At 49.0% G+C, this 24801-nt stretch carries 20 protein-coding genes; 11 read left to right on the top strand and 9 right to left on the bottom strand.

Annotated elements, in window-relative coordinates:
- Window positions 1–68: 68 nt before the first annotated feature.
- Window positions 69–1070: a substrate-binding domain-containing protein gene (locus EJO50_RS16775; RefSeq protein WP_125976095.1), complete on the bottom strand. Its 1002-nt coding sequence runs from the start codon at window positions 1068–1070 to the stop codon at window positions 69–71.
- A gap of 317 nt (window positions 1071–1387) precedes the next feature.
- Between EJO50_RS16775 and dbpA the strand changes: the two genes are divergently transcribed.
- From dbpA to EJO50_RS16755, 4 genes are all read left to right on the top strand, one after another.
- The gene (gene dbpA / locus EJO50_RS16770) at window positions 1388–2773 is read left to right on the top strand and encodes an ATP-dependent RNA helicase DbpA (RefSeq protein ID WP_125976093.1); all 1386 of its coding nucleotides are present in this window, start codon (window positions 1388–1390) and stop codon (window positions 2771–2773) included.
- Between the two features lie 439 nt (window positions 2774–3212).
- Window positions 3213–4892 (top strand): DEAD/DEAH box helicase, encoded by a 1680-nt coding sequence (locus tag EJO50_RS16765; protein WP_125976091.1) that lies wholly within the window; start codon window positions 3213–3215, stop codon window positions 4890–4892.
- Window positions 4893–5073: 181 nt separating this feature from the next.
- A complete protein-coding gene (rquA, locus tag EJO50_RS16760) occupies window positions 5074–5793 on the top strand; it encodes a rhodoquinone biosynthesis methyltransferase RquA (protein WP_125976089.1) in 720 nt (239 codons plus the stop codon).
- A 763-nt stretch (window positions 5794–6556) separates the two neighbouring features.
- Window positions 6557–6913: a glutaredoxin family protein gene (locus EJO50_RS16755; protein WP_125976087.1), complete on the top strand. Its 357-nt coding sequence runs from the start codon at window positions 6557–6559 to the stop codon at window positions 6911–6913.
- A 102-nt stretch (window positions 6914–7015) separates the two neighbouring features.
- Here EJO50_RS16755 and EJO50_RS16750 read toward each other — a convergent pair whose 3' ends face one another.
- The 7 genes from EJO50_RS16750 to EJO50_RS16720 form a co-directional block, all read right to left on the bottom strand.
- Window positions 7016–7552, bottom strand: coding sequence for a Dabb family protein (locus tag EJO50_RS16750; protein ID WP_125976085.1), 537 nt, complete (start codon window positions 7550–7552; stop codon window positions 7016–7018).
- 544 nt (window positions 7553–8096) lie between these two features.
- The gene (locus tag EJO50_RS16745; RefSeq protein WP_125976083.1) at window positions 8097–10052 is read right to left on the bottom strand and encodes a GGDEF domain-containing protein; all 1956 of its coding nucleotides are present in this window, start codon (window positions 10050–10052) and stop codon (window positions 8097–8099) included.
- Between the two features lie 795 nt (window positions 10053–10847).
- Window positions 10848–11531: a Crp/Fnr family transcriptional regulator gene (locus EJO50_RS16740; protein WP_125976081.1), complete on the bottom strand. Its 684-nt coding sequence runs from the start codon at window positions 11529–11531 to the stop codon at window positions 10848–10850.
- Window positions 11532–11570: 39 nt separating this feature from the next.
- Window positions 11571–12323: a hypothetical protein gene (locus tag EJO50_RS16735; RefSeq protein ID WP_125976079.1), complete on the bottom strand. Its 753-nt coding sequence runs from the start codon at window positions 12321–12323 to the stop codon at window positions 11571–11573.
- Window positions 12320–12748 carry a DNA polymerase III subunit chi gene (locus EJO50_RS16730; protein ID WP_125976077.1) on the bottom strand — a complete coding sequence of 143 codons (429 nt, stop codon included), beginning with the start codon at window positions 12746–12748 and terminating at the stop codon, window positions 12320–12322. The genes EJO50_RS16735 and EJO50_RS16730 overlap by 4 nt, the downstream gene beginning before the upstream one ends.
- Window positions 12749–13023: 275 nt before the next feature.
- Window positions 13024–13266, bottom strand: a complete 243-nt coding sequence (locus EJO50_RS16725) for a hypothetical protein (RefSeq protein WP_125976075.1) — start codon at window positions 13264–13266, stop codon at window positions 13024–13026.
- Window positions 13267–13303: 37 nt separating this feature from the next.
- Entirely contained in the window at window positions 13304–14773 is a 1470-nt protein-coding gene (locus tag EJO50_RS16720) for a leucyl aminopeptidase (protein WP_125976073.1), read from the bottom strand.
- A gap of 113 nt (window positions 14774–14886) precedes the next feature.
- Here EJO50_RS16720 and lptF point away from each other — a divergent pair, with 113 nt between their 5' ends.
- The 3 genes from lptF (at window position 14887) to galE (ending at window position 18091) form a co-directional block, all read left to right on the top strand.
- The gene (gene lptF, locus EJO50_RS16715; RefSeq protein ID WP_164521546.1) at window positions 14887–15915 is read left to right on the top strand and encodes an LPS export ABC transporter permease LptF; all 1029 of its coding nucleotides are present in this window, start codon (window positions 14887–14889) and stop codon (window positions 15913–15915) included.
- A gap of 1 nt (window position 15916) precedes the next feature.
- A complete protein-coding gene (lptG, locus tag EJO50_RS16710; RefSeq protein ID WP_125976070.1) occupies window positions 15917–16996 on the top strand; it encodes an LPS export ABC transporter permease LptG in 1080 nt (359 codons plus the stop codon).
- A gap of 75 nt (window positions 16997–17071) precedes the next feature.
- Window positions 17072–18091, top strand: a complete 1020-nt coding sequence (gene galE / locus EJO50_RS16705) for a UDP-glucose 4-epimerase GalE (protein WP_125976068.1) — start codon at window positions 17072–17074, stop codon at window positions 18089–18091.
- Window positions 18092–18181: 90 nt separating this feature from the next.
- Here galE and EJO50_RS16700 read toward each other — a convergent pair whose 3' ends face one another.
- On the bottom strand, window positions 18182–19873 hold the full coding sequence (locus EJO50_RS16700; RefSeq protein ID WP_125976066.1) for a DUF2813 domain-containing protein: 1692 nt from the start codon (window positions 19871–19873) through the stop codon (window positions 18182–18184).
- Between the two features lie 156 nt (window positions 19874–20029).
- Here EJO50_RS16700 and EJO50_RS16695 point away from each other — a divergent pair, with 156 nt between their 5' ends.
- The 4 genes from EJO50_RS16695 (at window position 20030) to EJO50_RS16680 (ending at window position 24675) form a co-directional block, all read left to right on the top strand.
- Window positions 20030–21328, top strand: coding sequence for an oligosaccharide flippase family protein (locus EJO50_RS16695; RefSeq protein ID WP_164521545.1), 1299 nt, complete (start codon window positions 20030–20032; stop codon window positions 21326–21328).
- 192 nt (window positions 21329–21520) lie between these two features.
- Window positions 21521–22537 carry a glycosyltransferase family 2 protein gene (locus EJO50_RS16690; RefSeq protein ID WP_125976062.1) on the top strand — a complete coding sequence of 339 codons (1017 nt, stop codon included), beginning with the start codon at window positions 21521–21523 and terminating at the stop codon, window positions 22535–22537.
- Between the two features lie 144 nt (window positions 22538–22681).
- Window positions 22682–23782 (top strand): glycosyltransferase, encoded by a 1101-nt coding sequence (locus EJO50_RS16685; RefSeq protein WP_125976060.1) that lies wholly within the window; start codon window positions 22682–22684, stop codon window positions 23780–23782.
- Between the two features lie 47 nt (window positions 23783–23829).
- Window positions 23830–24675 carry a 23S rRNA (adenine(2030)-N(6))-methyltransferase RlmJ gene (locus EJO50_RS16680; protein ID WP_125976058.1) on the top strand — a complete coding sequence of 282 codons (846 nt, stop codon included), beginning with the start codon at window positions 23830–23832 and terminating at the stop codon, window positions 24673–24675.
- The last annotated feature ends 126 nt before the right edge of the window (window positions 24676–24801 follow it).

Here is a 24801-nt window from a genome sequence, read left to right as displayed (position 1 = left end):
CGGGAGCACCCTGCAACGATTTATGCTTCGGGTGGGTCTTACAATCAACGCAGATATGCTCTAAGCCTTCACAAACTCTGCCCCAGAAAAATCTCGTAAGACATATCCAGAACCTTATCCGGATAGATCTTTCCTTCCATTCTGCCAATCAAACGCTCGGCGGCAACACGGCCAATCGCCTCACGCGGGGTGATCACACTGGCAAGCTGCGGGGCAAGGGCGTGGCCAATATCAAGAGCGTTAAAGCCAGCCACGCTGATTTGCTCTGGCACACAAAGCCCTAATGCCTGACAGGCAAGCAATGCACCAGCAGCAATGTCATCATTGGTGCAAAATATACCGTCCAGATCTGGCGCAGCCTGCAGAGCATCGCGTAATAGCTGGCCGCCCAAAGTAAAGCTGGAAGGCTGATCGGTATGAATCAGTACCGGTGTCAGCCCTGCCCCGGCCAGTGCAGCCAAGTATCCCGCTTCACGCTGACGGGTACGATGATCCAAACGCGCAGCTAAATAGGCAATCCGCCGCCGCCCCTTGCCAATCATCAGGCCGACCATTTCTTTGGCCGCGACCGCATGATTCAAGCCTACCGCCAGATCAATCGGATGCTCCGGCAACTCCATCACTTCCAGTACAGGGATGGCGGCGGTTTCCAGCATGCGTAAGGTGCGATCGGTATGTTGAGTTTCAGACAAAATCAGCCCGTCTACGTGAAACGACAACAATTGCTCAATCTGTTGCTCTTCCCGCTCCATGCTGTAGCCATAGTGCCCATAGAGTGCATGCAAGCCTGCCGGGCCGCTTACCGATTCGATACCACGCACCACACTGGAGAAAACCTGATTCGACATCGAAGGCAATAACACGCCAATCGCACGGCTTTTGGCATTGGCCAGCATATCCGGCACGCGGTTATGGATATAACCCAGCTCTTCCATCGCGACAGCAATTTTCTTTGCCGTTGCCTCTGCTACCTGCTGCGGCTCGCGCAAATAGCGGCTCACCGTCATTTTGGACGCGCCTACTTTATCCGCCACATCCTGCAAAGTGGGGCGGCGTACTTTGTGATTCATTGGATTCCTTGTGTCTTCAAAATGCGGGGATCGCCCACGGCAGCTATATTACTAGCTGAGGTTACGCAGCGGAAACCTAAATATTGAACCACGGGGCCACAGAAGAACACGAAGTTTCACGGAGAAGAACAAGACTTGAAATAAGCATAAATAAATACGGGGTAACATCCAATACTCACCTAATATGCAGCAACCGTCATCAGCCTGAAAAATTCCCCTGATAGCTTTCCAGGCGGCCCCCTTCTGTAGTGATAGCTGGCTCTAAAGCGCTTCCCCTGTTAGACTACTGCCCCTTTCGGCCAGCGAGTTAAGTCATTGTGAACACTACATCTTTTGCCAATCTCCCCCTCTCGCCGGCCATGCTGCAAAACCTGGATAGCCTGGGTTACCTCGAAATGACGGAAATTCAGGCACAAAGTCTGCCGCTGATTCTGGCGCGGCGCGATCTCATTGCCCAGGCAAAAACCGGCAGCGGCAAGACCGCAGCCTTCGGGATTGGCATGCTGCATAAGCTTAATCCCAGCTATTTTGCGATTCAGGGCCTGGTGATTTGCCCTACGCGCGAGCTGGCCGATCAAGTAGCTAAAGAATTACGCCGTCTGGCCCGCTTTACTGAAAATATCAAAATTTTAACCCTGTGCGGCGGCACACCAATGGGGCCGCAAATCGCTTCTCTGGTGCACGGTGCGCATATTATTGTGGGCACGCCGGGCCGTTTGCGCGATCACCTTGGCCGCGCTTCGATTGATTTATCCACCGTACAAACCTTGGTACTGGACGAAGCCGACCGTATGGTTGATATGGGCTTTTACGACGAGATCGCAGGCATTGTGAGCGCCTGCCCGACGCGCCGCCAAACCCTGCTGTTTTCGGCCACCTATCCCGACAATATTCGTAAAGACAGCGCAAAGTTTCTGAAGCTGCCTGCCGAAGTAAAAGTAGAGGCGCAACATGCTGACAGCCAAATCGAACAACGTTTCTACTCCGTTGCCCACGAGGAACGTAACGCCGCCGTGGCGCAGTTACTCAATCACTACAAGCCCGTTCAGACACTGGCCTTCTGCAATACCAAGATCCACTGCCGCGAACTTGCCGCAGAGCTGCGAGATCAAGGTTTTAGCGCCCTGGCGCTCTACGGCGAGCTAGAGCAACGCGAGCGCGACGAAATCCTGGTGCAGTTTTCCAACCAAAGCTGCTCAATTCTGGTCGCCACCGATGTAGCCGCGCGTGGTCTGGATATTCAAAGTCTGGGTGCAGTTATTAACGTTGATGTATCCAAAGACACCGAAGTGCATATCCACCGCGTTGGGCGCACTGGCCGTGGGCACGACAAGGGCCTGGCGCTAAGTCTGGCCGCACCGAACGAAAAGAAATGGGTCACACTAATTGAGGAATATCAGGGCGGGCCGGTACGCTGGTTTGATCTGGAAAAACTAGAACCTGCCGAAGGCGGCCCTCTGCGCCCGCCGATGGTAACGCTCTGCATTATGGGCGGCAAAAAAGACAAACTACGCCCGGGTGATTTACTTGGCGCGCTCACCGGCGATGCGGGCCTGACCAAAGAGCAGGTTGGCAAAATCAATGTATTTGAATTTTTAACCTATGTTGCCATCGACAGGCGCGTTGCCAGCAAGGCCTTTAACAGCCTAAGCCAGGGTAATATCAAAGGCCGCAGCTTTAAGATGCGATTTATGGGCGAGTAATGAGCCTGAACGGGACATCAAAGCGCCAATACATATCGGCCAAGTGCTTCATCCAGGACAGCAAAACCCGCGTGCAATGCCAGACGCGGGTGCACCTGCAGGAGCACGAAGGCTTCACAAAGACAAAAAAATACCCCTTCCCTGCCAACTGGCAACGGTATTGCGCACTAATTAACGATTGCTTCACACAACACGGCAAGTACACGGGTATAATGCCGCCGGTGAGTGCGTTACCCAGTCTCCGCGCTACACCATCCAAGTACGCCATCAAGCGCCCAAGCTCAATCCGTTGAATATAAATCGCAGCCAGTCTTGGCTGTATGCGGCTGAATGATCTATCTTGATGCCATATCTGGCTAAGGTTTCTAAATACCTACCCCATCTGCCTTTGACTGGCGCCACTCTTGGCGACAGGCCGATACTCGTCTCTGGAGTTTGAATGAGTTTTTCCGCCCTAGGGCTTGCGGACGATATCGTCCGCGCCGTTACTGAACTTGGCTACACCACACCAACCCCTATTCAGCTGCAGGCCATCCCTGCCGTGCTATCCGGTGGTGATCTGCTTGCCGGAGCACAAACCGGTACAGGTAAAACCGCAGGCTTTACTTTACCTTTGCTACACATCCTGAACAGCAAACCTGCAGCCAGCAAAAAAATTCGTGCACTGATTCTGACCCCTACGCGTGAATTGGCTGCTCAGGTTGAAGAAAGCGTGCGCGACTATGGTAAATACCTGCCGCTGAAATCCATGATGATGTTTGGTGGCGTCAGCATTAATCCGCAAATCAAAATGCTGCGTGGCCAGGTTGATATTCTGGTCGCCACTCCGGGCCGTTTGCTTGACCATATCTCACAAAAAACCGTTGATTTAAGCGGCGTTGAAGTGCTGATTCTGGACGAAGCCGATCGCATGCTGGATATGGGCTTTATTCGCGATATCAAAAAAGTGCTGGCCCTGCTGCCGGCTAAGCGTCAGAACTTACTGTTCTCCGCTACTTTTTCTGACGAAATCAAAACACTGGCCGACGGCCTTTTGGATAACCCTGCGCTGATCGAAGTAGCCCGCCGCAATGCAACGGCCGAAATGATTACGCAAAAGGTTTACTTTGTTGATCGTGAGCGTAAACGTGAGCTGCTCACCAAACTCATCAAAGACAAAAACTGGTTCCAGGTGCTGGTGTTTACCCGCACCAAGCATGGCGCAAACCGCCTGGCCGAGCAGCTGACTAAAGACGGCATAAACTCGCTGGCCATTCACGGCAATAAAAGCCAGGCCGCACGCACCCGTGCGCTGGCCGAGTTTAAATCCGGCACACTGCAAGTGCTGTGCGCCACTGATATCGCTGCCCGCGGCATTGATATCGAGGAATTGCCCCATGTAGTGAACTTCGAGCTGCCAAATGTGGCCGAAGATTATGTGCACCGCATTGGCCGCACAGGCCGTGCGGGATCGGAAGGCGAAGCAATTTCACTGGTTTGCGTGGATGAACACAAGCTGCTGAACGATATCGAGCGGCTGATCAAACGTGATATCACCCGTGAAAGCGTAGAAGGCTTTGCTGTTGATCCAAGCATCAAGGCCGAACCGATTTTAAATGGCCGCAATGGTGCGCAGCGCAGGCATGATCCACGCAACCCCAATAGCGGCCGTCCGCCACGCGGGCATAATCGTACAGACCGTGTAACTGGTGATGCACCACGCCCGGCACGAAATCAGGAAGAGCGCACACCACGCAGCAATGAAGAGCGAGCGCCCCGCCCGGCTGCCCGCTTTAACCCAGACGAAGGCCGTTATAATACGCGCGACGAAACACGCAACCCTCGCCCTGCCGGTGAAGGCCGTTTTAATAACAACCCGCGCGGTGAAGCCCGCACGGCAACACCCCGCCCAGCTGGCGAAGGCCGCGCACGACCGGAAGGCCGTAGCGATTCACGCACACCGCAGGGCCGGGCTTCGCAAGATCGCAGCTATTCGGATCGCACACGTAATGATACTCGTAGCAGCTCACCACGCCCGGCGGGCAAACCGCGTGGTGATCAACAACCGCTCAGCAATGAAAATACCCCGGTTGCCGCACTATTTGCACCGATTAAACGCTCTGGTGGTCGCCATCATTAAGTGGTTTTAATTGTTTAACCCAAAACGGTGCTTAGAGTACCGTTTTTTTATGCCTAAACATATGTCTGCAATTACGGGCTTATTCGATTAGTGAATATGTTGTACGTAAATCTTGGCCCAGCTCAAAACAGCTGTCATTCAATGGATTTAAGCTGAAAGCCATTATTCAGGAAGCGCCACTATGACAAAAAATCATCCCAAACTGCCTGAGAACCCTTATTACGAAGGCGTTCCTGACTATATGACCGAAGTCTACGACTGGGCTTATGTCAATCCGGGGCGCGTTGACCAGCTAGACCACAATCTGGTTGTTAAAGTACTGTTGTTTGGTAACGATCAGCGCCTGATGCGCGCCTATTTGGATGAAATCCAGCCCGGCATGAAAGTCTGGCAAGTGGCCCATGTTTATGGTGATTTAGTGCGTAAAGTGGCACAAAAAGTGGGACCGGGCGGCTGCTTTCATCTCACCGATATCACCCCTGCACAAATCGAGCATGGCCAGCGCAAACTTGCCATCTACCCCTGGGCCAAAGTCACCCGCGCAGATGCGGCTACTTATCAGAGCGATAAATCATTTGATCTGATTTGCAGTTTCTTTCTATTGCATGAAGTGCCTGATAATAAAAAACGCATGATTGTTGACCACATGCTGAACAATATGCCCGCGGATGGTAAAGTATTATTTGTTGATTACCACCGGCCATCACTCTGGCAGCCAATTCGCTGGATCCTAAAATGGGTCAATGCCAAATTAGAGCCCTTTGCCGATGCGCTCTGGCAAAATGAAATCAGCCATTACGCCAGCCACTCCGATCCGTACGACTGGCAAAAACGCACAATCTTTGGTGGGGTTTATCAAATTGTGACGGTTAAACATAAAGCCCTTTTACAAGACCTCTAGCAAATCCCTGCACCCAGTTCTACGTGGTCATGTACTCGTTTGGTAAACAATTCCGGTCTATTTTTTTGCTGATGCTTTAACGTCTCAGCCGTTAAAAAGCACCCCGATGCCTTTTGCAGAGACTTTAAGGCTTCAGTAACCTTTTTAAATGTTTTAGCAAGCCAAGCTTGGCTTTATCAACCAGAATGAGCATATTGAGATACTTACTGATGTCAGAATGCGATACCAACTCATATGACAAGCGGCAAGATTGATCATTTTTTGGGGATAATAGTCATGTCCCCAAGGCAAACGGCACAGCTTCTTCACGATGACTTCCTGCTTAAATAATGAGTGTGGTGCGCAAAGTAAGCGGCCTTGATGAGCTCATATTGTTTTTTTGGGATAGCATGCATCAATCAAAAGATATTTTCAGTGCAAACGCAAAGTACTATGCGTACTTAAAAATGGATTTTATTTCTATATCTGGGGTAGCCATCAAATAGCTTAATCAAATGCTGCAGACACCCTTGAAAAGCAGGGAAAAATTACGCATCGGAAGATAATGCCCCAAACCAAAAAAACCATACAAAACTACCCGCCGTAATCAATTAAGAGCATAACAACAAATATAAAATCTCTTTTATGCAAATATACTGTTTGCATAAATTACACCCAAGGCCGTAACATACAAATACTTCAAGCCACCACCTGAAATATTTGTACATCCGGGAATTCGATCGAATTTAATACACGCACAACTTTAAGTACAGGACACAGCCAAATGGCTCGTTTAATTACACTTTTAATCATTGTTGGTGCGCTGCAATTTGCCTGGAAGCATTATTCAAACAATCAAACTGATATCGAATACGAGAATATAAACCAGCTAGCCTCATTAGTAAGGCCAGGTGAAATCACAATGTATTCCACTACAGAATGCATTTACTGCACCAAGGCCAAATACTGGTTAAATAAAAATAACTTTATCTTTACCGAATGCAATATGAGTATTGAGCAGCGCTGCCAGCAAGAATTCAGTGCCTATGGTGCAATGGGCACACCCTTTCTGATTGTGCGGGGATATCAGATGAAAAATGGCTTTGATCCAGATGAATTTTTACGTGCTTTAAAAATATAGCCATTTCTCATCAAAAAAATATCATGTAGAAAATAAAAAACATATAAATACTGGATAAAGGAATACATTGCCAATTAGTAAATAATATAAGATCTATATCTTTTACTTGGTTTTACCGTTTATCACATAATCAAAAACTAAAGCACCTTGAGGGGCAAGCAATGGCCCGACAAACACTTTAAAATCCTGATGTGCCAAATCAAAATACTGGGTATCAGTCACAATAGGCTCCCCTACATAAAAATTGCGGTCCCCTTCCGAATTAAACGTAACCAGAAATGCCTGCTCAAAGCCATGATCAGCGCCCTCGCCACTGTTTTGCAAACCTTCTTCAATAGAAACAATATAAGGTTTATTATTTCTGAGTGATTTACTTAATGCCAAAAAGCGTTTTGACACTTCCTGACGCTGCTCTGCGCTTACGGAAGGCTTGTAACGAAACAAAACAATATGCCGAAGCGGGCCCTTTTTATAATCAGAATGAGTAAAACGCGCAGCGCCCACATTGCCCAAATCCTGTTTCAATTGCTGCTGATTAATCACAGTAGCGCCCTCCAAAGAAGTTGCGCCCAGCACAGGCAGGGAATAACAAGCCGTTATCATAGTGATCAATGATAATATCGGTTTTAAATTTAGCATAAAAACAATTCCTTATTTAAACAAATTTATAACGAATCAAAGTCGCACAAACTAGTCACCAGCAGAACAATAATCGGTTAAATTAGCTGTCAATACAATAAGAAAAATCTCATTTTTATAAAAAATAACAAATTAAAACCAATACAAAAAAAACACACGCAGAGTGCACAAATGCCATTTTATGCAATATCAATTTAACCCAAAAATAAGAATGCGACAGCAACAAACAAGTTTTATTCATCACTTGGCAAACCACCCATAATAGATTATTTTTATAATTTATCACCAACAAACCAAGATTAATATTAACTGAATAGCATTTTATTATAAACTGTATTATTTTATCGATACAATCAGCATTTAGTTCGATAAAAATAATGAATCAAATACAATGAACTATATAGCAGCCCATAAAATACTAACTTCATCAGAATAAGTACTTCCAGCCCAAAACAAATAGCTTTTTATTCCAGCATAGACATAATAACCAGCCAGAGTTTGTTAACACGGGATATTCAAGCCCGCTTTTTAAGGCAAACTTTGCTCAATTTTGCAGTGCAAACACACTCACTTTATTGCCTCCCGAAGCCTTGGCCTGATACATCGCAGCATCAGCGCTTTTTGCCAGCTCTGCCACGTCTGTACCGTGATCCGGAAATAAAGCAATACCGATACAGGATGAAATAGTGAGATGCTTGTCGGCAAGAAAAAATGTTTGTTTCAACGACTCACGTATTTTCTCGGCCACAGCACAGGCATCGTTTACATGATTGATTTCCGGTAGGAGCACCATAAATTCATCACCACCAATTCGGCCCACGGTATCCGAATCCCGCAGACAGCCCGACATCCGTTTGGCTGATTCTTCCAGCAATAAATCGCCAATGGCATGGCCATGAAGATCGTTAATAGGTTTGAATTTATCCAGATCAATAAACAAGATGGCAAGCTTAGTCTGATTACGCTTTGCCCTGCTCAATGCCTGGCTGATTCTTTCGAATAAAAGAATACGATTGGGCAGCTGGGTCAGCATATCGTAATGAGCGGAATGTGCGAGCCGCTGATGAATTTGCTTACGCTCATTAATATCCAGCAACACCGCCACAAAATGAGTGATCGCCCCACTGCCATCCTTTACCGGCCCCACATGAGCCTCTTGCCAATACGGCTCTCCGGACTTACGCCTGGTTACCAGCTCGCCAATCCAGCGCTGGCCGCTAATCAGTGCACTCCACATTTCTGTATATGCTGCGTCATCAACCTCTTCCGCGCGCAAAAAACGGGGTGTTCTACCAAGCACTTCATCCGGTAAATAACCCGTTTCTTCAGAAAACCTGGGGTTTACATACTGAATCACCCGATCCGGGCCGGTAATGAGGACCGGGGTCGGACTTTGCTCAATCGCAGTTGAAAATACTTTCAAACGCTGTTCGGTCAGCGATCCTTCAGCCAGCGCTTTTGCCAGGCGGCCATTCAGATAATGAATATAAAGGGCAATGGCTCCTACCAGGGCCAGCAAACCTAACGCGATACCCAGCAGGCTGTAAATCCAGGAAACATCAGCCTTCGGGTTTGCTTCATACAAAAAACCATCCAAAGAGAAGCCATTGGGCAGCATACCAATCTCGGCATAGGTGTCAGCAATATGCCGCCACCGGCCGGGGTTCATATAACCCACAGCAACAAGATCAGTACGCATCAGTGACGCCATTTGTGCGGCCTCAAACTCAAGCTGGGCCCGGCTTTTGGACTTAGCGTATTTCCTTAAAATCATTTGGATGATTTCATCAGGATTAGCCATTGCATATTCCCAACCACGCAGGCTGGCGGCACGAAATGCTTTTACCCGCTCCGGATGCTGGCTTATTTCACGCTCGCTGGTAAACAGATTATCACCATAAAAATCAATACCCGCAGAGCGCGGGGTATAGGTTTGATACTTAACACCAGCCTGATCAAGAATAAATGGCTCATTGGTCAGATATGCAGAAATCGCATCGACATCGCCCCCCTTCAGCGCGTCTGTTTTAAAGTTATGCGCCACCAGCTTTAACCGGTCCAGCTCGATGCCTTCCCGTTTTAAATAGGCGAGTAATTCTTCCGAGAGCGGCTCAACCATGATCCGCTTATCGTTTAAATGGTGAATACTTTGTAAAGAAGATTTCTCAAGAGCAATCAGTACATAGGGGGAGTGCTGTAAAATAACGGCGAGAACAACAACGGGTTTCCCCAGCTTGCGTGCCAGTAAAAGGCTGCTGGTACCCGTAGCAAAATCAGCCCGGCCAGATACAACCTCCATCATGGCATCAACCCCGGGCTGGGCTGCTTTAATTTCTACGTTCAGGCCCGCCTGCTCGTAAAAACCCATTTCCTTGGCAGCATAGTAGCCAGCAAACTGAAAGGCATGCTCCCACTTTAATTGCAGCGTCACCTTCTCGTTTGCCCACACGGAAGACACAGTAACCAGCAAACTCAGAGAAATCACTAACAGGCATTTCATACGCTATTTCACACTAAAATTTACACAATAAAGAATACTTTAAAAAACAATCCAATCCTGAAATCTAGCCTAATTACAGACAAAAATCATCATAAAAAAACTGACAAATCAATTATCAAATAAATAACAGTAGTCAGATCTGTAAAAAATTAAATTCTAATATTTAAATAACAGGTAAGCTGCTTATTGTACTTTCAACAAATAAATAAAATGAGGCTCCAAGCCGTCATTAACCGGCAATCCAAGATAAATTATTAGCATTAAATAGCAACAAGTCTCTTTTTAAAGGACAAAAAAAACCCGCATCATCGCGGGTTTCAACTTTATCAATTAATATACTCACCCTATTAATTCAAAGTTTTTTACTGCCATAACAAAATCCGGGGGAAAATAAATACACTATTTCTCAGACCTTTTACCCCAAATCCTGGCTGCCAGGTATCATTAGCTATCACAACGCGGCATCCACCACGACCAGGGAATCCGGATCTGTTTTAGATTACAAATCAATTACGTTCCCAAATTTTTGCCCTGTTTTATACCCATTCATAAAAACACTGATTCCCTTTATTTATCAAGTGAGTCAGCCATGGTTTTAACCATTTCTAAAACCATATCCACAGATTTATCTGCTTATTTTTCATGCCATTACATAAGATACAAAAATGCTGTCGTTGCAGCGACAGCAGGCAATAACACCTATGTCTTTAGGTTTCATACATATAAAAGTCAGGCAATATTAAAGGGCATGCAGCCTCAAAGAACAGCCCTTGTGCGATTTCACACATAAAGCGGCTAAAAATGAGCAGGCAAAGGTTTAATAATCCGAAAATGCCCGCGCTCATCCAAAGAGATATACCCCCCCTCCTTCAACCCTGCCAGCATCCGGTTAACCATTTCCCGGGACAAGCCAATACGGGCCGCAATATCCTGCTGACTTAGTTTTAAACCAAACTGGTTCGGGGACATAGCAGCGCGCCTGTCCAGCCAGAGTAATAGAGTGCGTAACTTTTTATAGCCATTTGTATTGGCAAGCAAATTGACAAAATTCAGTAAAAACTTTGTGCCAACGGCCAGCTCTTTTGCACAGATTTTCCATGCAGGCGGATGCTGATCTAAAGCGGCACTGAGCCTGTCCAGTGGAACAAGCAAATAATGGCTATCTTGCAAAGCACTTAAACAAAATTGTGTTTCACTTTCTTCAAATAAAGCATGTAAGCCGGCAATTGACCCTGCGGGCATTAAGCCATACAAAAAAGAGCGTTTTCCCATCTCCGTATTCGACATTGCCGATAAGGCTCCATCAGACAAAAACAATACCGTTTCAATAGGAAACCCTTCATCCCAGATAATATCTCCCTTCAGAGCCAGATGTTGCGAGCCACTCTGAATAAGCGCCGCCCGTACTTCATCCGGCAGAGCACTGAGCAAAGGAAATAAAAATGGCAAAAAAGGAGGAAGCCCGATATCTGTAGTCATAACCGAAAATCTATTAGAAAAAAATGAAATACCATTCACCTACTCATAATGTTTATACAGCTCCTTTTTTACTAGTTCTTCTACTCGCGGCAAAAGCTTCTGCTCGATTTCTATGGTCATATCACTCATCAGGCGTTGCAGCGTATCTTCGTAAAAAGTACTCATTAAACGGGCAAAATGCTGGCGTGTTAGCTGCTCAACCTCAGTGGCAATTTCAACACCAAGCTGCGCTGCAACCGTTGCACTTAATTCTGCAATGGCCTGCTCGCTACGCTCCGGCACTTCCGGCACAGCCTCTAACAGCGCTTCTGCTAACTCCTGCTCTGGCGGACTAAAAAGTGGCTCATCTTCCCAGTCCGCCTCATTATCAACGCTCACCAGTAAAATGGACGTCAGACTTTCATCGGGAGTTTCTTCATCAACCGGTAAATCAGGCGCTTCCCAGCCACCACCCCAGGGGTTTGCCTGTGACAACGCATTTAAGTCAAGTAGCGGTAAATCCAAAAACTCCACCACAGGCGCAGCGGACACTACGGGGGGATCTGGCTCAAAAGGCTGAACTTCTGCTATCTCCTCCTCCTCAGCAAAAAACATTTCGGGAGGAAACATTAAAATATCATCAAAAACGGCAACTTCATCAGAGGCTCCATCCACCGTCTCGGTTAGCACAGGGATATCGTCTGCCTCATCCCTTAAGACAGGAATAGCCCCGGCCGAAGGACCACCACGATGACGCGCCAGCAGCGCGTCCATTTTATCGAATAAAGGACTGGATTCAGACTCGTGGCTCATCCCGCTCTATCCATCATATCGAAAGAAGTAGGCTTAAAGCCCTGTGCCACATAAGCTTTCCAGCGTTCGCGAGCCAATATACGAGCCTCCTCATCAATAGGAACAACTTCAACAACCCGCTGATAACGCTCAAAACCCGCAGGCAAACCATTTGTCCAGTTAAACAGCAATTGCCGGGCAGGCAAAAGCTCGGGGCGGTAATCCAGCACAATCGGGGTGTCTGCCACAATGGCATCATCTGCAGCACAATGCGGTAAGAAACCCGTCTGTGGTACTTCCCACAGCAAGCCATCCAGCGCAGTAGCAGCGGCCTGGCTGTCTGCAAGGATATTGATACTTAAACGCTTTGCCAGAGCCTTACCCACCAGCTGGCAAAGAGCATGCTCACGATTAGGTACATTGAAGTAGAAAGAAATTTCAGTCATTAGGCTTTTAGTAAACCGTATTTTGTATTTAATCCCGGAGGATTAATCTAAATGCTAAAAAAATATCGTTGTAATCAGTCCATACCAGTAAGTATAACAGCCCACTTTTAGCTTTTTATTTAAAAAACCAGCCGCCTGCCTGTGCAAAAAGGCCTTTTCTTTTATCAAAGTACCAGCAATTTGAAGTAAGTAAAGCCCCAAAGTAACAAAGAATACCGCTGCCTTTAGGAAATTTAAAATAAGCCGTGATTTCTTTGGATAGCATTACCGGTTTTTTAATTTTCTCTACTTATCTTAGGCCAGTAACAAATCAATTTGACTTTCTTATCACGAATTGCAAAAGCCGGTTCTCCCTTGATTCTCATCAGATCGCCTGAGCATTTCCCAATCAACTCATAAGCAGGAAACTGAACAGAAATAGCACAGCGGGCTAATACAGCGCTCCACTTTAGCAGCATACGCATCGGCTTTATCGGATCAAAAGATAAATGCAATAAATCACCGGCCCGCTCAGGCATAAATACACCTGAGCGGGCTATTTAACAGCAAACTAAATTATTTCTTTTTAGCTGCGGCGCGCTGAGTTAAAAACTCGACCAGCAATGGCACAGGGCGGCCTGTTGCGCCTTTTGCCGCGCCAGACTTATGCGCCACACCCGCGATATCCAGGTGAGCCCATGTGTATTCCTTGGTAAAGCGGCTAAGAAAAGCAGCAGCAGTGATTGACCCCGCAGCACGGCCACCGATATTGGCCATATCGGCAAAGTTGGATTTCAACTGCTCCTGGTAATCATCCCACAGCGGCATGCGCCATGTTTTGTCACCGGTTTCATTTGAGGCTTTGATTAAATCATCGGCCAGTTGATCATTAGTGGTAAATAAACCGCTGGCGACATTGCCCAGACCAATAATAATGGCACCGGTCAGAGTGGCGATATCAATGACCAGCTCTGGCTCATAACGCGCAACGTAAGTCAGCGCGTCACACAGAATCAGACGGCCTTCAGCATCGGTATTGAGGATTTCAATCGTCTGGCCGCTCATCGAAGTAACAATATCACCCGGTTTTACTGCTTTACCAGAAGGCATGTTTTCGCAAGTCGGGATCACACCAACCACGTTGATCGGCAAGCCTTGCTCGGCAATAGCGCGAATCACGCCCATTACGGTAGCAGCGCCGCACATATCAAACTTCATTTCGTCCATATCAAGGCCGGGCTTGAGCGAGATACCACCCGAATCAAAGGTAATACCTTTACCCACCAGCACCACAGGCTTTTCTGATTTCTTACCGCCCTGGTATTCAAGGCAAATCAGCTTAGGCGGCTCAATGCTACCCTGAGCTACAGATAAGAATGAGCCCATGCCGAGTGCTTCCATTTCTGGCTTTTCCAGCACAGTGCATTTCATTTTGTAGCTGGCCGCCAGTAAATGAGCAGCATTAGCGAGATAAGTCGGTGTGCAAATATTGCCAGGCAAATTGCCCAGATCACGGGTTAGATTCATGCCGTGGCCAAGCGCAACGCCGGCTTGCAGGCCGTGCTCGGCTTTTTCTACTTCGGATTTCTTGCTTACGGCAATATTTACAGCCGTCAAAACAGGAGCAACTTCCGGTTCGGATTTAAACTGCACGAATCGGTAGCTTTCAAAAACCAGAGCCTGAGCGATAATAGCAACCGCATCTTTCAGGCCAAGCGTTTTTGCCGCGGCAATGGCCAGAAAAATATCTGCAGAAGTAGATTTACCCGCAACCAACGCTTTGGCCGCAGCCAGCGCGGCCTTGCGCAGGGCGTCTGCATTCAGCTTTTTTTCGTCGCCAAGCTGTACTAGTAAAACACGGCGGCCAGGCAAGGGAATATATAAAGTGGAGCCAACGCTATCGCCCAATTCATTGCAGGTTTCTGCCAACCAGCCGTCTTTGTCCAGGCCCGCTGCAAGTGTAGAAAGTTGTGTACCAAAAACCGGCAACACCAAACAATCCGCTGCAGTTTTTTCGGGGACAGATAGATTTATGCTAAATTCCATTATTGCTTCCTATTGCTAAGTTTAAAGGCCGCGAAAATTTCGCTCGATTATTTCCTAGTCCCCCCGCAAAGTCAAAAACGCCCATGCTGTTTCGTAAAAGCCTAATTCAGGAAATGTCCTGGGTCGCCCTTGGGACCTTCTTCGTGTTGCTCATGCTGATTATGACAACGCAAATTGTACGCCTGCTCGGCCAGGCCGCCATTGGTGCTCTCGCCAGCTCTGCAGTCTGGGCCATGATGGGTTTTGCTGCTGTGCGCTATTTACCCATTCTTTTGTCGCTCATGTTGTTCTTTTCCATTCTGGCGGTGCTTACCCGGCTTTGGAAAGACCATGAAATGGTCATCTGGTTTGTCAGCGGGCGCTCGATCATGAGCTTTATCCGCCCTATTCTTGAATTTACCATACCTGTGGTGATCCTTATTGCGCTGTTATCTATGGTGCTTTCCCCCTGGGCCCTGGAAAAAGGACAGGAATACAAAGAAAAATCGCTCTCACGTCAGGAAGTTACCCAGGTTGCCCCCGGTGTATTCAGAGAATCTCCTGCGGCTGATCGTGTTTATTTTGTTGAAAACTTCACCGGAGGTAATGGTAACAATGTGTTTGTACAATTACGCCGTGATGAAAAACTAACTGTCATTCTGGCAGAAAAAGGCGGCCTCTACCTCGATAGCGACGGCTCTCGCTGGCTATGGCTTGCCAAAGGCAGATCTTACGAGGGCTTACCCGGTACTGCTGCCTATGAAACACTGGAATTTGAAAATGCCCGGTTGCGTATCGAAGCGGGCGACCCACCCCGCTCCAGCACGTCCACTCGAGCGACCAGCACCATGGCGCTCTGGAACAGCGCACTGCCCGAGCACAAAGCCGAATTAGCCTGGCGCCTGGCGATTCCTGTCTCTGCCCTGATTCTCAGCCTGGCGGCTATTCCACTGGCATTTTTTAACCCCCGGGGCGGGCGGGCTTCCAACTTATTGGTCGCCGTTTTTGCCTATTTCTTTTATTACAACTGCATCAATATTGCACAGGCCTGGCTGAGTGATGGAAAAATCTCGCTCATGCTGGGTATGTGGCCGCTGCACGCGGCAGCACTATTAATTACACTGGGTCTTTTTGCCTGGCGCAGCAAGTTGCGAGGAAGTTGAAATGAGTCTCCTGTCTCGCTATTTAATGCGCGAACTCTCACTTTTTATTCTGTTTGCGCTGATCGGTCTCCTGGGTCTTTATACTTTTTTCGATTTAATTGCCGAGCTTACCGATCTGGGCATAGGTGGCTATCGCCTAAGCGACGCGCTGATTTACGTCGCACTGCGTGCGCCTGCCAATGCCTACGAATTACTCCCCATTGCAGTACTGATTGGTGGCATTTTCGGGCTATCACATTTATCCGGCTCATCAGAGCTTACGGTTATCCGTGCTTCCGGCGTATCACTCAAACGGCTTTTACTCTGGCTTTGTCTGATTGGTGCATTTTATGGTCTCATCACCCTACTTCTGGGCGAATACATTGCGCCTGCGGGCAAACGCATGGCTAATCAGCACCGGCTGGCGGCCACCCAATCCATGCTTGTTGGTGATTTCAGATCTGGAGTCTGGATTAAAGATGGCAAGCAAATTGTAAATATCGCCGAAATGCTGCCCGATTTAACAGTTGTTCATGCACGTATTTATGAATTTGGCAAAACGCTTACCCTGGAAAGAGTGATCGAAGGGCACAACGGCCGTTTCCAGAGCAAGGGGAACTGGACTTTACAAAAAGCCACAGTGACTCGGTTTTTGCCCGAACACGCCGGTGTTGCACTCAGTAAACCCGCCGTTTTCAACTGGCAAACATCAATTTCACCCGCCATGTTAGCCGTACTGCTGGTCGAGCCTGCCCAGATGTCGGCAACCTCTTTACTGAGCTATATCGATCACTTAAAGCGCAATAAACAAAAGACATCCCGCTATGAGCTGGCCCTGTGGGGAAAATTATTTTACCCGCTGGCCTGCTTATCCATGGTCCTGATCGCCCTGCCCTTCGCCCAAAGTCAGCGCCGTAGCAGCAATGCTGGCGTACGGGTCTTTATTGGCATTGCTTGCGGGCTAATATTTCATTTTTCCAACCAGATTGTGGTTTATCTGGGCGATTTATATAACTGGCCTCCACCTGTTGTTGTTTCTATTCCTACTCTGCTTTTTCTGTCTGCAGCCGCCTTTATGTTGTGGCGGCAGGAACGACGCTAAAGCATCAGTTTGTAAGTGGACTTCAACACAATCCATACGTGGGCGTACCATCCTAGACATTAACAGGAGTTTTCCATGCACGTTTTACTGACTGGTGGAGCTGGCTATATTGGCTCACACACCTATATCGAGCTACTTGCCGCGGGCTTTAAACCCGTTATTTTTGATAATTTTTATAACGCCAACCCAGAAGTCCTGAACCGCATCGCCAACATCACCGGGCAGGCCGCCGAATGTGTAACCGGCGATGTGCGCGATGCAGCGGCTTTAAAAGCCGTGTTTCAGCGCTACAACTTTAGCGCCGTGATTCACTTTGCCGGCTTAAAAGCTGTGGGTGAATCCGTTGAAAAACCGCTGATGTATTATGATAACAATGTGGTTGGCACCCAGCGCCTGCTTGAAGCCATGGATGCCGCCGGCGTTAAAAATCTGGTGTTCTCATCCAGCGCCACCGTGTATGGCGACCCGCACGCAGTACCCATTACCGAAGATTTTCCGCTTTCCGCTACCAACCCATATGGCCGCTCCAAGCTGATGGTTGAAGATATCCTCCGTGATATCTTTAAAGCTGACACCAGCTGGAATTTTGCCCTGCTGCGCTATTTCAATCCAGTCGGCGCACATATTTCTGGCCTGATCGGTGAAGACCCACAAGGCATTCCAAACAACCTAATGCCTTTTGTGGCGCAAGTTGCCGTGGGCAAGCGCGAAAAACTATCGGTGTTTGGCAATGACTACCCAACACCCGATGGCACCGGTGTACGCGATTACATCCATGTCGTTGATCTGGCACTCGGCCATGTGAAAGCCCTGCAAAAACTAGCAGGCACCCCCGGCTTAGTGACCGTCAATCTGGGTACAGGTGTTGGTTACTCTGTGCTGGATATGGTTAAAGCCTTTGAAAAAGCCTCCGGCAAAGCCGTTCCATACAAAATTGTGCCACGCCGTGCAGGGGACATCGCAGCCTGCTACGCCAACCCCGCCTCGGCGCTTGCCATACTGGGCTGGAAAGCTGAAAAAACCCTGGATGATATGTGTCAGGACAGCTGGAAATGGCAAAGCCAGAACCCCAATGGGTTTAACGGAGCAATATAGGGCAATCAAGGCTTAGTAAATGAGCAGTATAAAAGCGCATTCAAATGCGCCTTTATTTTTTTGCCTTAAAACAAAGCCAGCACAACAACCTCACTCGCTATAACTTGCCAGCTGCTGCAATGTATCAAACATTTGCTGTAATTCTTGCGGAATAGCCTCAGCACCTGCTATTTCGGCAGCTTCAGCTATTTCCAGGGCCATACCGGGTTTGGAGTGATAACGTAGCGCACGCTGGATGATTTCTTCGTCAGAGCGGGGCGGTGCAGCATCTATTGCAGCCTGGTGCCAATGATTAAGCGGTCCACGGGGTTTGGCCGCATTGCGGTAAGTATCGGCAAAGCCGTTATCCCACAGATAGTGCTCAATGTCACGGCTGGTGATGGCGGTAATATGCAAAGCATCGGGTCTGTCGTTCAGCAAGCTTCTGGCCTTGGCGATATAGCGCTGGCCCGCTTCATCACCATCGGCAATCAGATGCCAGACGATCCCTAAGCGATCGGCAAATTTAATCAGCGGCGTTAAGCCAGCCTGGGCAAATTCGACGCAACGTATGCCCTCCATTGGAAAATTCACACCATAAATCCGCGCCAGCTCGGGCATCAGCCAGAACTCGGTTTCACCCTCCACCAGCAGCCAGACCCGGGCAAACATACTGCTGGCGCGATTGGCGCGAATATGAAATGCCACTTTTCGTGCGTCACTGGCCGATAAAGCCTGTTCCCCAACCTGATAAACATGCACATGCTGATGGCGGCGCACCAGACGGCGTAAAGCCTGATGTGGAAAACTCGCCAGCAGATCACCATGATTGGTAGTAATCAGCTTTTGCAGCGGTAATCGTTCAATCAACCCCCACATCATCGCCAGCTGAATCGGGTGTAAATGGGTTTCCGGATCTTCCATCAACAAAATCGGATGCGCGCCCTGCTGCAAGGGCAAATCACCACGGGCATTAATCAGCGCCCCCAGCAGCATCAATAGCGCCACCCGCCGCTGGCTGGAGCCGGCCCGCCCGGCAATATCGAGCAGGCTATCGTCATCGCGTAAATTAAATGGCGTGCTGGCAATTTGTTTGGCAAGGCGCTGCAAGGGCACGGGCGCTTGCAGCAGCTCTGTGTGCTCAGACAAAAACTGCTCAACGGCATCCAGGCCTTGTGTCAGCTCCTGCGGGTGCAGCTGATGTGGCAGAGTAAGAATCCGCTCGAACACCGCACGCACCGCAGCAGATGCGGGCTGGGGCAGATCATCGCTGCGGCTTTTTTGTGCGAGGCGCGGATGCTCCAGCCAGTCGGTGAGCTGCATATCACGAAAACGCAGCACCGGATGATGACGAATCAGCAATACCGCCAGCGTGTCGCTCTCCGCGTGTTGCCGCTCGGCTCCCTGAGCATCAATAAAATTACGGTGGCTGCGCACCTCACCATGACCATAACGCTCGGCCGAAAAACGCAGCGCCAGCCACTGCCGGCCTTCATCATCCTGCCAGCTTAAATCCTGCAAAGCCGCATCGGGCAACGGCTCGTCGCTTGCACCACAAAAAAACAGCGTGATATTTAAACGCCGTGCAATCGTTGCCCGGGTATTGGCCACGCGGTGAAAATCTTCGTGGGCAAACAGTGAATCCAGTGGCACAGCTTCACTTAAGCAGCGGGTCAGCGCGGTAATCAAGCTGGTCTTACCCCAGTTATTTTCACCAAAGAGCGCAGTGCGTTCCCGCTCCAGACTTAAATCAATCTGGCTAATGCCCCGGAAATTGGTAATTTGTAAGCGTAATAAATGCATTGCCTGCTTCCAATCGATGCTTTTATGAAAGCCTACACCAAGTACACCTCGCTGATTTCAAATATTTATAAGTGTCGTATTGCCATATATGGGCATAGCGCATCCCCTGCCCACAGGTCTGCGGTACAATCTGTGCCCCGCATCCAGAAACAAATCATGTCGCCAGACTCCCGCCTGAAATCCAATATCTTTGCCCTCTATGCCGTGCAGGGGCTCAATTATTTGGTGTCTTTTGTTACCTTTCCTTTTCTGTTGGTACAGCTGGGAACAGAGGGCTTTGGGGTGATGAATTTTGCCTTTGCCTCCATCCAGTACGGCGTTTTGCTAACTGATTTTGGCTTTAATTTATCGGCGGTGCGCGATGTGGCGCAGGCAAGAGATAATCCAAAAGAAGCCGCAAGAATTTTCTGGCGGGTAACCTGGGCAAAGACACTGCTCATGGTGGCATCCAGCCTGATCTTACTGGGGCTGACCTTTGCGCTGGGTAGCTGGCAGCAACACGCCAGTATCTTTTTGTGGAGCCAGCTGTATATCGTCAGCTCGGTGCTCTTTCCGATTTGGTATTTTCAAGGGCAAGAAAAGCTTCAGCTTGCTGCAGGCTTAATGGTGTTTGCCCGCGCCTTAACGCTGGGCTTTTTACTGCTGTGGGTAAGCGGGCCACAAGACCTGGCACTGGCGGTGATTTTGCAAGCCGCACCGCAAATTTTGGCCGGATTATTATGGTGGTTTACCGGCTGGGGCGCGCCAAAACCAGAGTGGGTGCGAGTGCAATGGCGGGAGCTAAAAGGCGCGCTGCGCGCAAGCTGGCCGTTTTTCCTGTCGGCGATTTCCACCAGTCTTTACACCACCTCCACCACCGTTTTACTGGGAATGTTTGCCGCTCCACTGCAAGTGGGCTTATTTGCAGCCGCTAACAAGCTGGTTTATATCGCCCAAGGTTTGATCGGCCCCTTGGTGCAAGCCACTTATCCGCGCATAGCCCAGCTGGCGGTAAACGATAAACCCGCAGCAATCCAACTAATCAAAAAAGCCTTTCGCATTCAGGGCGCAGTCGGCCTGCTGATGACACTGGCGCTGGCACTGTTTTTGCCACTGCTTACCCCGCTTTGTGTACAGCTTTTTGGTGCAGACTTCGGCTTATCGCGTGCATTTTTAGCGTTAAATAACTCGCAAAACGTAATGGTCTGGCTCTCGCCAGTAATTTTGCTCGGTGCTTTATCCTTGGTTTATGGCCAGCAAACGCTGCTGGTATTCGGCTTTGAGCGCTATTTCAGCCGTGTGCTGGTGGCGGCAGGGCTGCTAAATATGGCTTTAATGTGCTGGTGGGTGCCGGGCTCTGCCCAAGGCGGCTTACGCGCAGCACAAAGCGTGCTGACAGTTGAAGCCTTTATTGTGCTGGCATTTTGGTGGCGGGCCCGAAAAATTCATGCGGAGCATGGTGGCTTAAACAAGTAATTTCACAATGAGCAAAACCCAAATCTTGAACCACTTCGATCCCAGAGAACTCGGAGTTTCACGGAGAAAACCTTACTGATTATGCTTTTCTCCGTGGCCCTCTGTATTCTCCTTTTCCTCCGTGGTTAAAGATTTGGATTTGGGTTCTACTCTGGCAACCAATAGTGTACGCATCATTGTATTGAGATAAAAATGAGTCCTTCCCCTAAAGTCAGCTTTGTTCTGCCCTGCTACAACTCAGCGGCCTATTTACAAGAAACACTGGATTCAATCAGCAGCCAGAGTTTTACCAACTTTGAATGCATCGCTACAGACGATGGCTCAAGTGACACCACGCTGGCGATTTTACAGGCGCATGCGGCAAAAGATGCTCGCTTCTCCATTATCACGCGTGAAAATCGTGGCCTGATTGCTACGCTTAACGAAGCGATAGCCCAAGCGCAGGGTGAGTGGATTGCCCGCATAGATGCCGATGATATTTGCGATCCACAGCGGATTGAAAAGCAACTCCAACGGCTAAATGAGACCCAAGCCGATGTATGCGGCAGCTGGATTCGTTTTTTTGGAGGCAAAAGTGGCGAGTGGATGACGCCTTCCACCGATGGTGCCATCAAGGCCATGCTGCTGTTTAATCCGGCCTTTGCCCACCCCAGCGTGATAGCGAGGGCTGCACTATTAAAAGCGCATCCCTATTCACCCCACGCCGTGCATGCCGAAGATTACGCGCTGTGGTGCGAGCTGGCGCAAACAGGTGCCACCTTTACCACCGTGCCGGAAGTACTGCTGAACTACCGTTGCCACGCCGGGCAAATTACCCAAAGTAAAAAAGATGAGCTGCGCACCACCGCACAAATGATCCGCAGCAAATACGTCCGCTTCGCCCTACCCGCCGCCATGCAAAAACATGCGGAACGCTTTGTAGAACTGGCCGAACCCGCCCGCCAGCTCAGCCGTACCGAATTTGACTGGATGTGCGATTTTTATCTGCAACTGGCAGAAAGCTGGCCGACAAGCCATGGCCCGCTGGGTGAAGTTTGGGTCGATACCCTGCAACGCACCACTGGAGTGAATCTGTTTCTGCTGGGCAAAATAAAAACCCTGAGCCAGGCCCTGCCACCGCCGGCCAGCGAAACAGGCAAACTAAAACGCCAGAAAATCCGCTGCTTAATTGGCGATACGGCTTGGCAGTTAATTAAAAAATTTAGATAAGAACCTAAGGTCTGTAGACACAGAGATAAATGAGAATGCAAAGCACACAGAGAAAACCTTAAAAATTGAATCACAACCTAGTTTTATGTTTTCTCCGTGTTCTGCTTTTTCTCTCTGTGTCTACAGATCTTTTTTGAGACCGTCATGAAAATTGTATTTTTTGTCCGCGATCTGGGCCTGGGCGGCGTAGAGCGTTGTGTAGCCCTGGTGTCTGAAGGGCTGATTGCGCGGGGCTGCAAGGTGAGCATTGTGATGCTGGGCGGTAATCGCAATCTGTGGGCGGCGCGTACCGGCACGGCCGAGGTGATCGATTTATCCGGCACTTGGCAGGGCAAAAAACCTTGGACCTGGCTGGCTGGCTGGCGCGCGGCAAGGCAGCAGATTAAAGACGCCGATATATTGATTGCCGCCACTTTTTTAATGCCGCTCTATATGGCCTATGCCGTAAGTCGTGGCTTAAAAACGCGGGTAATTGGATGGGTACATGGGCCGCTGTTTGAGCTGGACCAATTCGCCACAATGAACCCGATTCACCGCAGCGCTTGCCAATATATCTACCGGCGCTTAAATGAATTGGTGTTTGTATCCGAGCACGCAAGGGATTCGCTGGCGCGCTGGCTAAAACAGCCGGTTGGTGATGGCTGGCAGGTTTTACCTAATTTTGTCGATGAAAAAGAAGCCAAAATTTATCCGGAAAAACCAGCTAGCCCAACGCTGCAATTACTGTTTGTAGGCCGCATCGCCGTAGAAAAACAGCCTCATTTGTGGCTAGAAACCTTGGCCAGCCTGAATAAAAAAGGCATACCCGCCAAGCTAACGGTGGTGGGCGATGGCCCGCTGGAAGACAGTCTTAAAAACAGCGCTAAAACGATGAAGCTGGATCATCAAATCAGCTTTGCAGGCCACCAAAGCAATGTAGGGGATTACTTAGCTGCCGCCAATGTGCTGCTATTGACTTCCAGCTTTGAAGGCTGCCCGCTGGTGGTACTGGAGGCCATGCCGCTAGGCTTGGTCGTGGCCTCCACCAATGCAGGCGGTGTGTATGAGCTATTTGGCAAAAGACGTAGCGAGTTTGTGGTCGAAACCGCAAGCGGGGAAGCATTGGCAGAACTCATCTCCACACAACGCCGCCCTGAGCTGTCCATATGGCTGAAACAACGGGCAAAACATTATTCGTCCGGGCAGATACTGCAACAATGGATAAACCTCTGCCTGGGCAGAAAAAACCCAAAAAACGACCTGTAGGGTAGGTTTCACCCTCCCTTTTATGATTTGTTAATAAAGAGATTGTTATGCTTAGCTACCGCCATGCTTTTCACGCAGGCAACCATGCCGATGTGTTGAAGCACTATATTCAAACGCAGATTTTGTCTTACTTTAATCAAAAAGATAAATCCTACTGGTATATCGACACCCATTCCGGCGCGGGGGTTTACTCGCTCACGGAAGGCTATGCCACCAAGAATGCCGAGTTTGAAAGCGGCATCGCCCGCCTGTGGGAGAGGGATGACTTGCCTGAATCCATCGCCGAATATGTGGATGTGGTGAAAGCGCTTAATCCTGATGGCAAGCTCACGCTGTATCCCGGCTCGCCCTATGTGGCCGATCAACTGCTGCGCCCGACCGATCGCTTACGCCTGTTTGAGCTACACAGCTCGGATAGCAAAATCCTGAAAGAAAATTTCGCCGAAGCAGGCCGCCGTGTAGCGGTAATTGCTGGCGATGGCTTTACCGGGATTAAAGCCGTGCTGCCACCACCACCGCGCCGTGGCGTCACGCTGATTGATCCGCCTTACGAAGACAAAAACGATTACGACTACGTGATCGATATGCTGCACGAGGCGCTTAGCCGCTTTGCCACCGGCACCTATGCTGTCTGGTACCCTCAGCTGCAACGTGCGGAATCAAAGCAGCTGCCGGAAGAATTGAAAAAACTGGGCGTCAACAGCTGGCTGCACGTGGCACTAAGCGTGCAAAGCCCGTCTAAAGACGGCTTTGGAATGCACGGCAGCGGCATGTTTATTTTGAATCCCCCCTGGACTCTGGCCAAAACGCTGAGAGAAACCATGCCTTATCTAGTAAAAATTCTTGGGCAGGACAAGGGTGCCAAGTATGTTCTGGAAGAAAAAACAGCCTGATCTATAAAATGGCAAACCGAACATACCCTTGCGCCCACGCATTATCAGCTCGTAAGTGCAAGACAAAACACCTTGCTAGAAAAAAACAGACAAAAACCATATCCAATTAACCCCATATAACAGAGC

The sequence above is a fragment of the Iodobacter ciconiae genome (genome assembly GCF_003952345.1).
GTDB lineage: Bacteria > Pseudomonadota > Gammaproteobacteria > Burkholderiales > Chitinibacteraceae > Iodobacter > Iodobacter ciconiae.
This window is presented reverse-complemented; position numbering and strand designations above follow the sequence as displayed.

Excerpts from the sequence above, each read along its gene's own strand:
- EJO50_RS16775 (WP_125976095.1), bottom strand. The coding sequence starts at position 1,070 with ATGAATCACAAAGTACGCCGCCCCACTTTGCAGGATGTGGCGGATAAA.
- EJO50_RS16765 (WP_125976091.1), top strand. The coding sequence starts at position 3,213 with ATGAGTTTTTCCGCCCTAGGGCTTGCGGACGATATCGTCCGCGCCGTT.
- rquA (WP_125976089.1), top strand. The coding sequence starts at position 5,074 with ATGACAAAAAATCATCCCAAACTGCCTGAGAACCCTTATTACGAAGGC.
- EJO50_RS16755 (WP_125976087.1), top strand. The coding sequence starts at position 6,557 with ATGGCTCGTTTAATTACACTTTTAATCATTGTTGGTGCGCTGCAATTT.
- EJO50_RS16750 (WP_125976085.1), bottom strand. The coding sequence starts at position 7,552 with ATGCTAAATTTAAAACCGATATTATCATTGATCACTATGATAACGGCT.
- EJO50_RS16745 (WP_125976083.1), bottom strand. The coding sequence starts at position 10,052 with ATGAAATGCCTGTTAGTGATTTCTCTGAGTTTGCTGGTTACTGTGTCT.
- EJO50_RS16740 (WP_125976081.1), bottom strand. The coding sequence starts at position 11,531 with ATGACTACAGATATCGGGCTTCCTCCTTTTTTGCCATTTTTATTTCCT.
- EJO50_RS16735 (WP_125976079.1), bottom strand. The coding sequence starts at position 12,323 with ATGAGCCACGAGTCTGAATCCAGTCCTTTATTCGATAAAATGGACGCG.
- EJO50_RS16730 (WP_125976077.1), bottom strand. The coding sequence starts at position 12,748 with ATGACTGAAATTTCTTTCTACTTCAATGTACCTAATCGTGAGCATGCT.
- EJO50_RS16725 (WP_125976075.1), bottom strand. The coding sequence starts at position 13,266 with ATGCCTGAGCGGGCCGGTGATTTATTGCATTTATCTTTTGATCCGATA.
- EJO50_RS16720 (WP_125976073.1), bottom strand. The coding sequence starts at position 14,773 with ATGGAATTTAGCATAAATCTATCTGTCCCCGAAAAAACTGCAGCGGAT.
- lptF (WP_164521546.1), top strand. The coding sequence starts at position 14,887 with ATGTCCTGGGTCGCCCTTGGGACCTTCTTCGTGTTGCTCATGCTGATT.
- lptG (WP_125976070.1), top strand. The coding sequence starts at position 15,917 with ATGAGTCTCCTGTCTCGCTATTTAATGCGCGAACTCTCACTTTTTATT.
- galE (WP_125976068.1), top strand. The coding sequence starts at position 17,072 with ATGCACGTTTTACTGACTGGTGGAGCTGGCTATATTGGCTCACACACC.
- EJO50_RS16700 (WP_125976066.1), bottom strand. The coding sequence starts at position 19,873 with ATGCATTTATTACGCTTACAAATTACCAATTTCCGGGGCATTAGCCAG.
- EJO50_RS16695 (WP_164521545.1), top strand. The coding sequence starts at position 20,030 with ATGTCGCCAGACTCCCGCCTGAAATCCAATATCTTTGCCCTCTATGCC.
- EJO50_RS16690 (WP_125976062.1), top strand. The coding sequence starts at position 21,521 with ATGAGTCCTTCCCCTAAAGTCAGCTTTGTTCTGCCCTGCTACAACTCA.
- EJO50_RS16685 (WP_125976060.1), top strand. The coding sequence starts at position 22,682 with ATGAAAATTGTATTTTTTGTCCGCGATCTGGGCCTGGGCGGCGTAGAG.
- EJO50_RS16680 (WP_125976058.1), top strand. The coding sequence starts at position 23,830 with ATGCTTAGCTACCGCCATGCTTTTCACGCAGGCAACCATGCCGATGTG.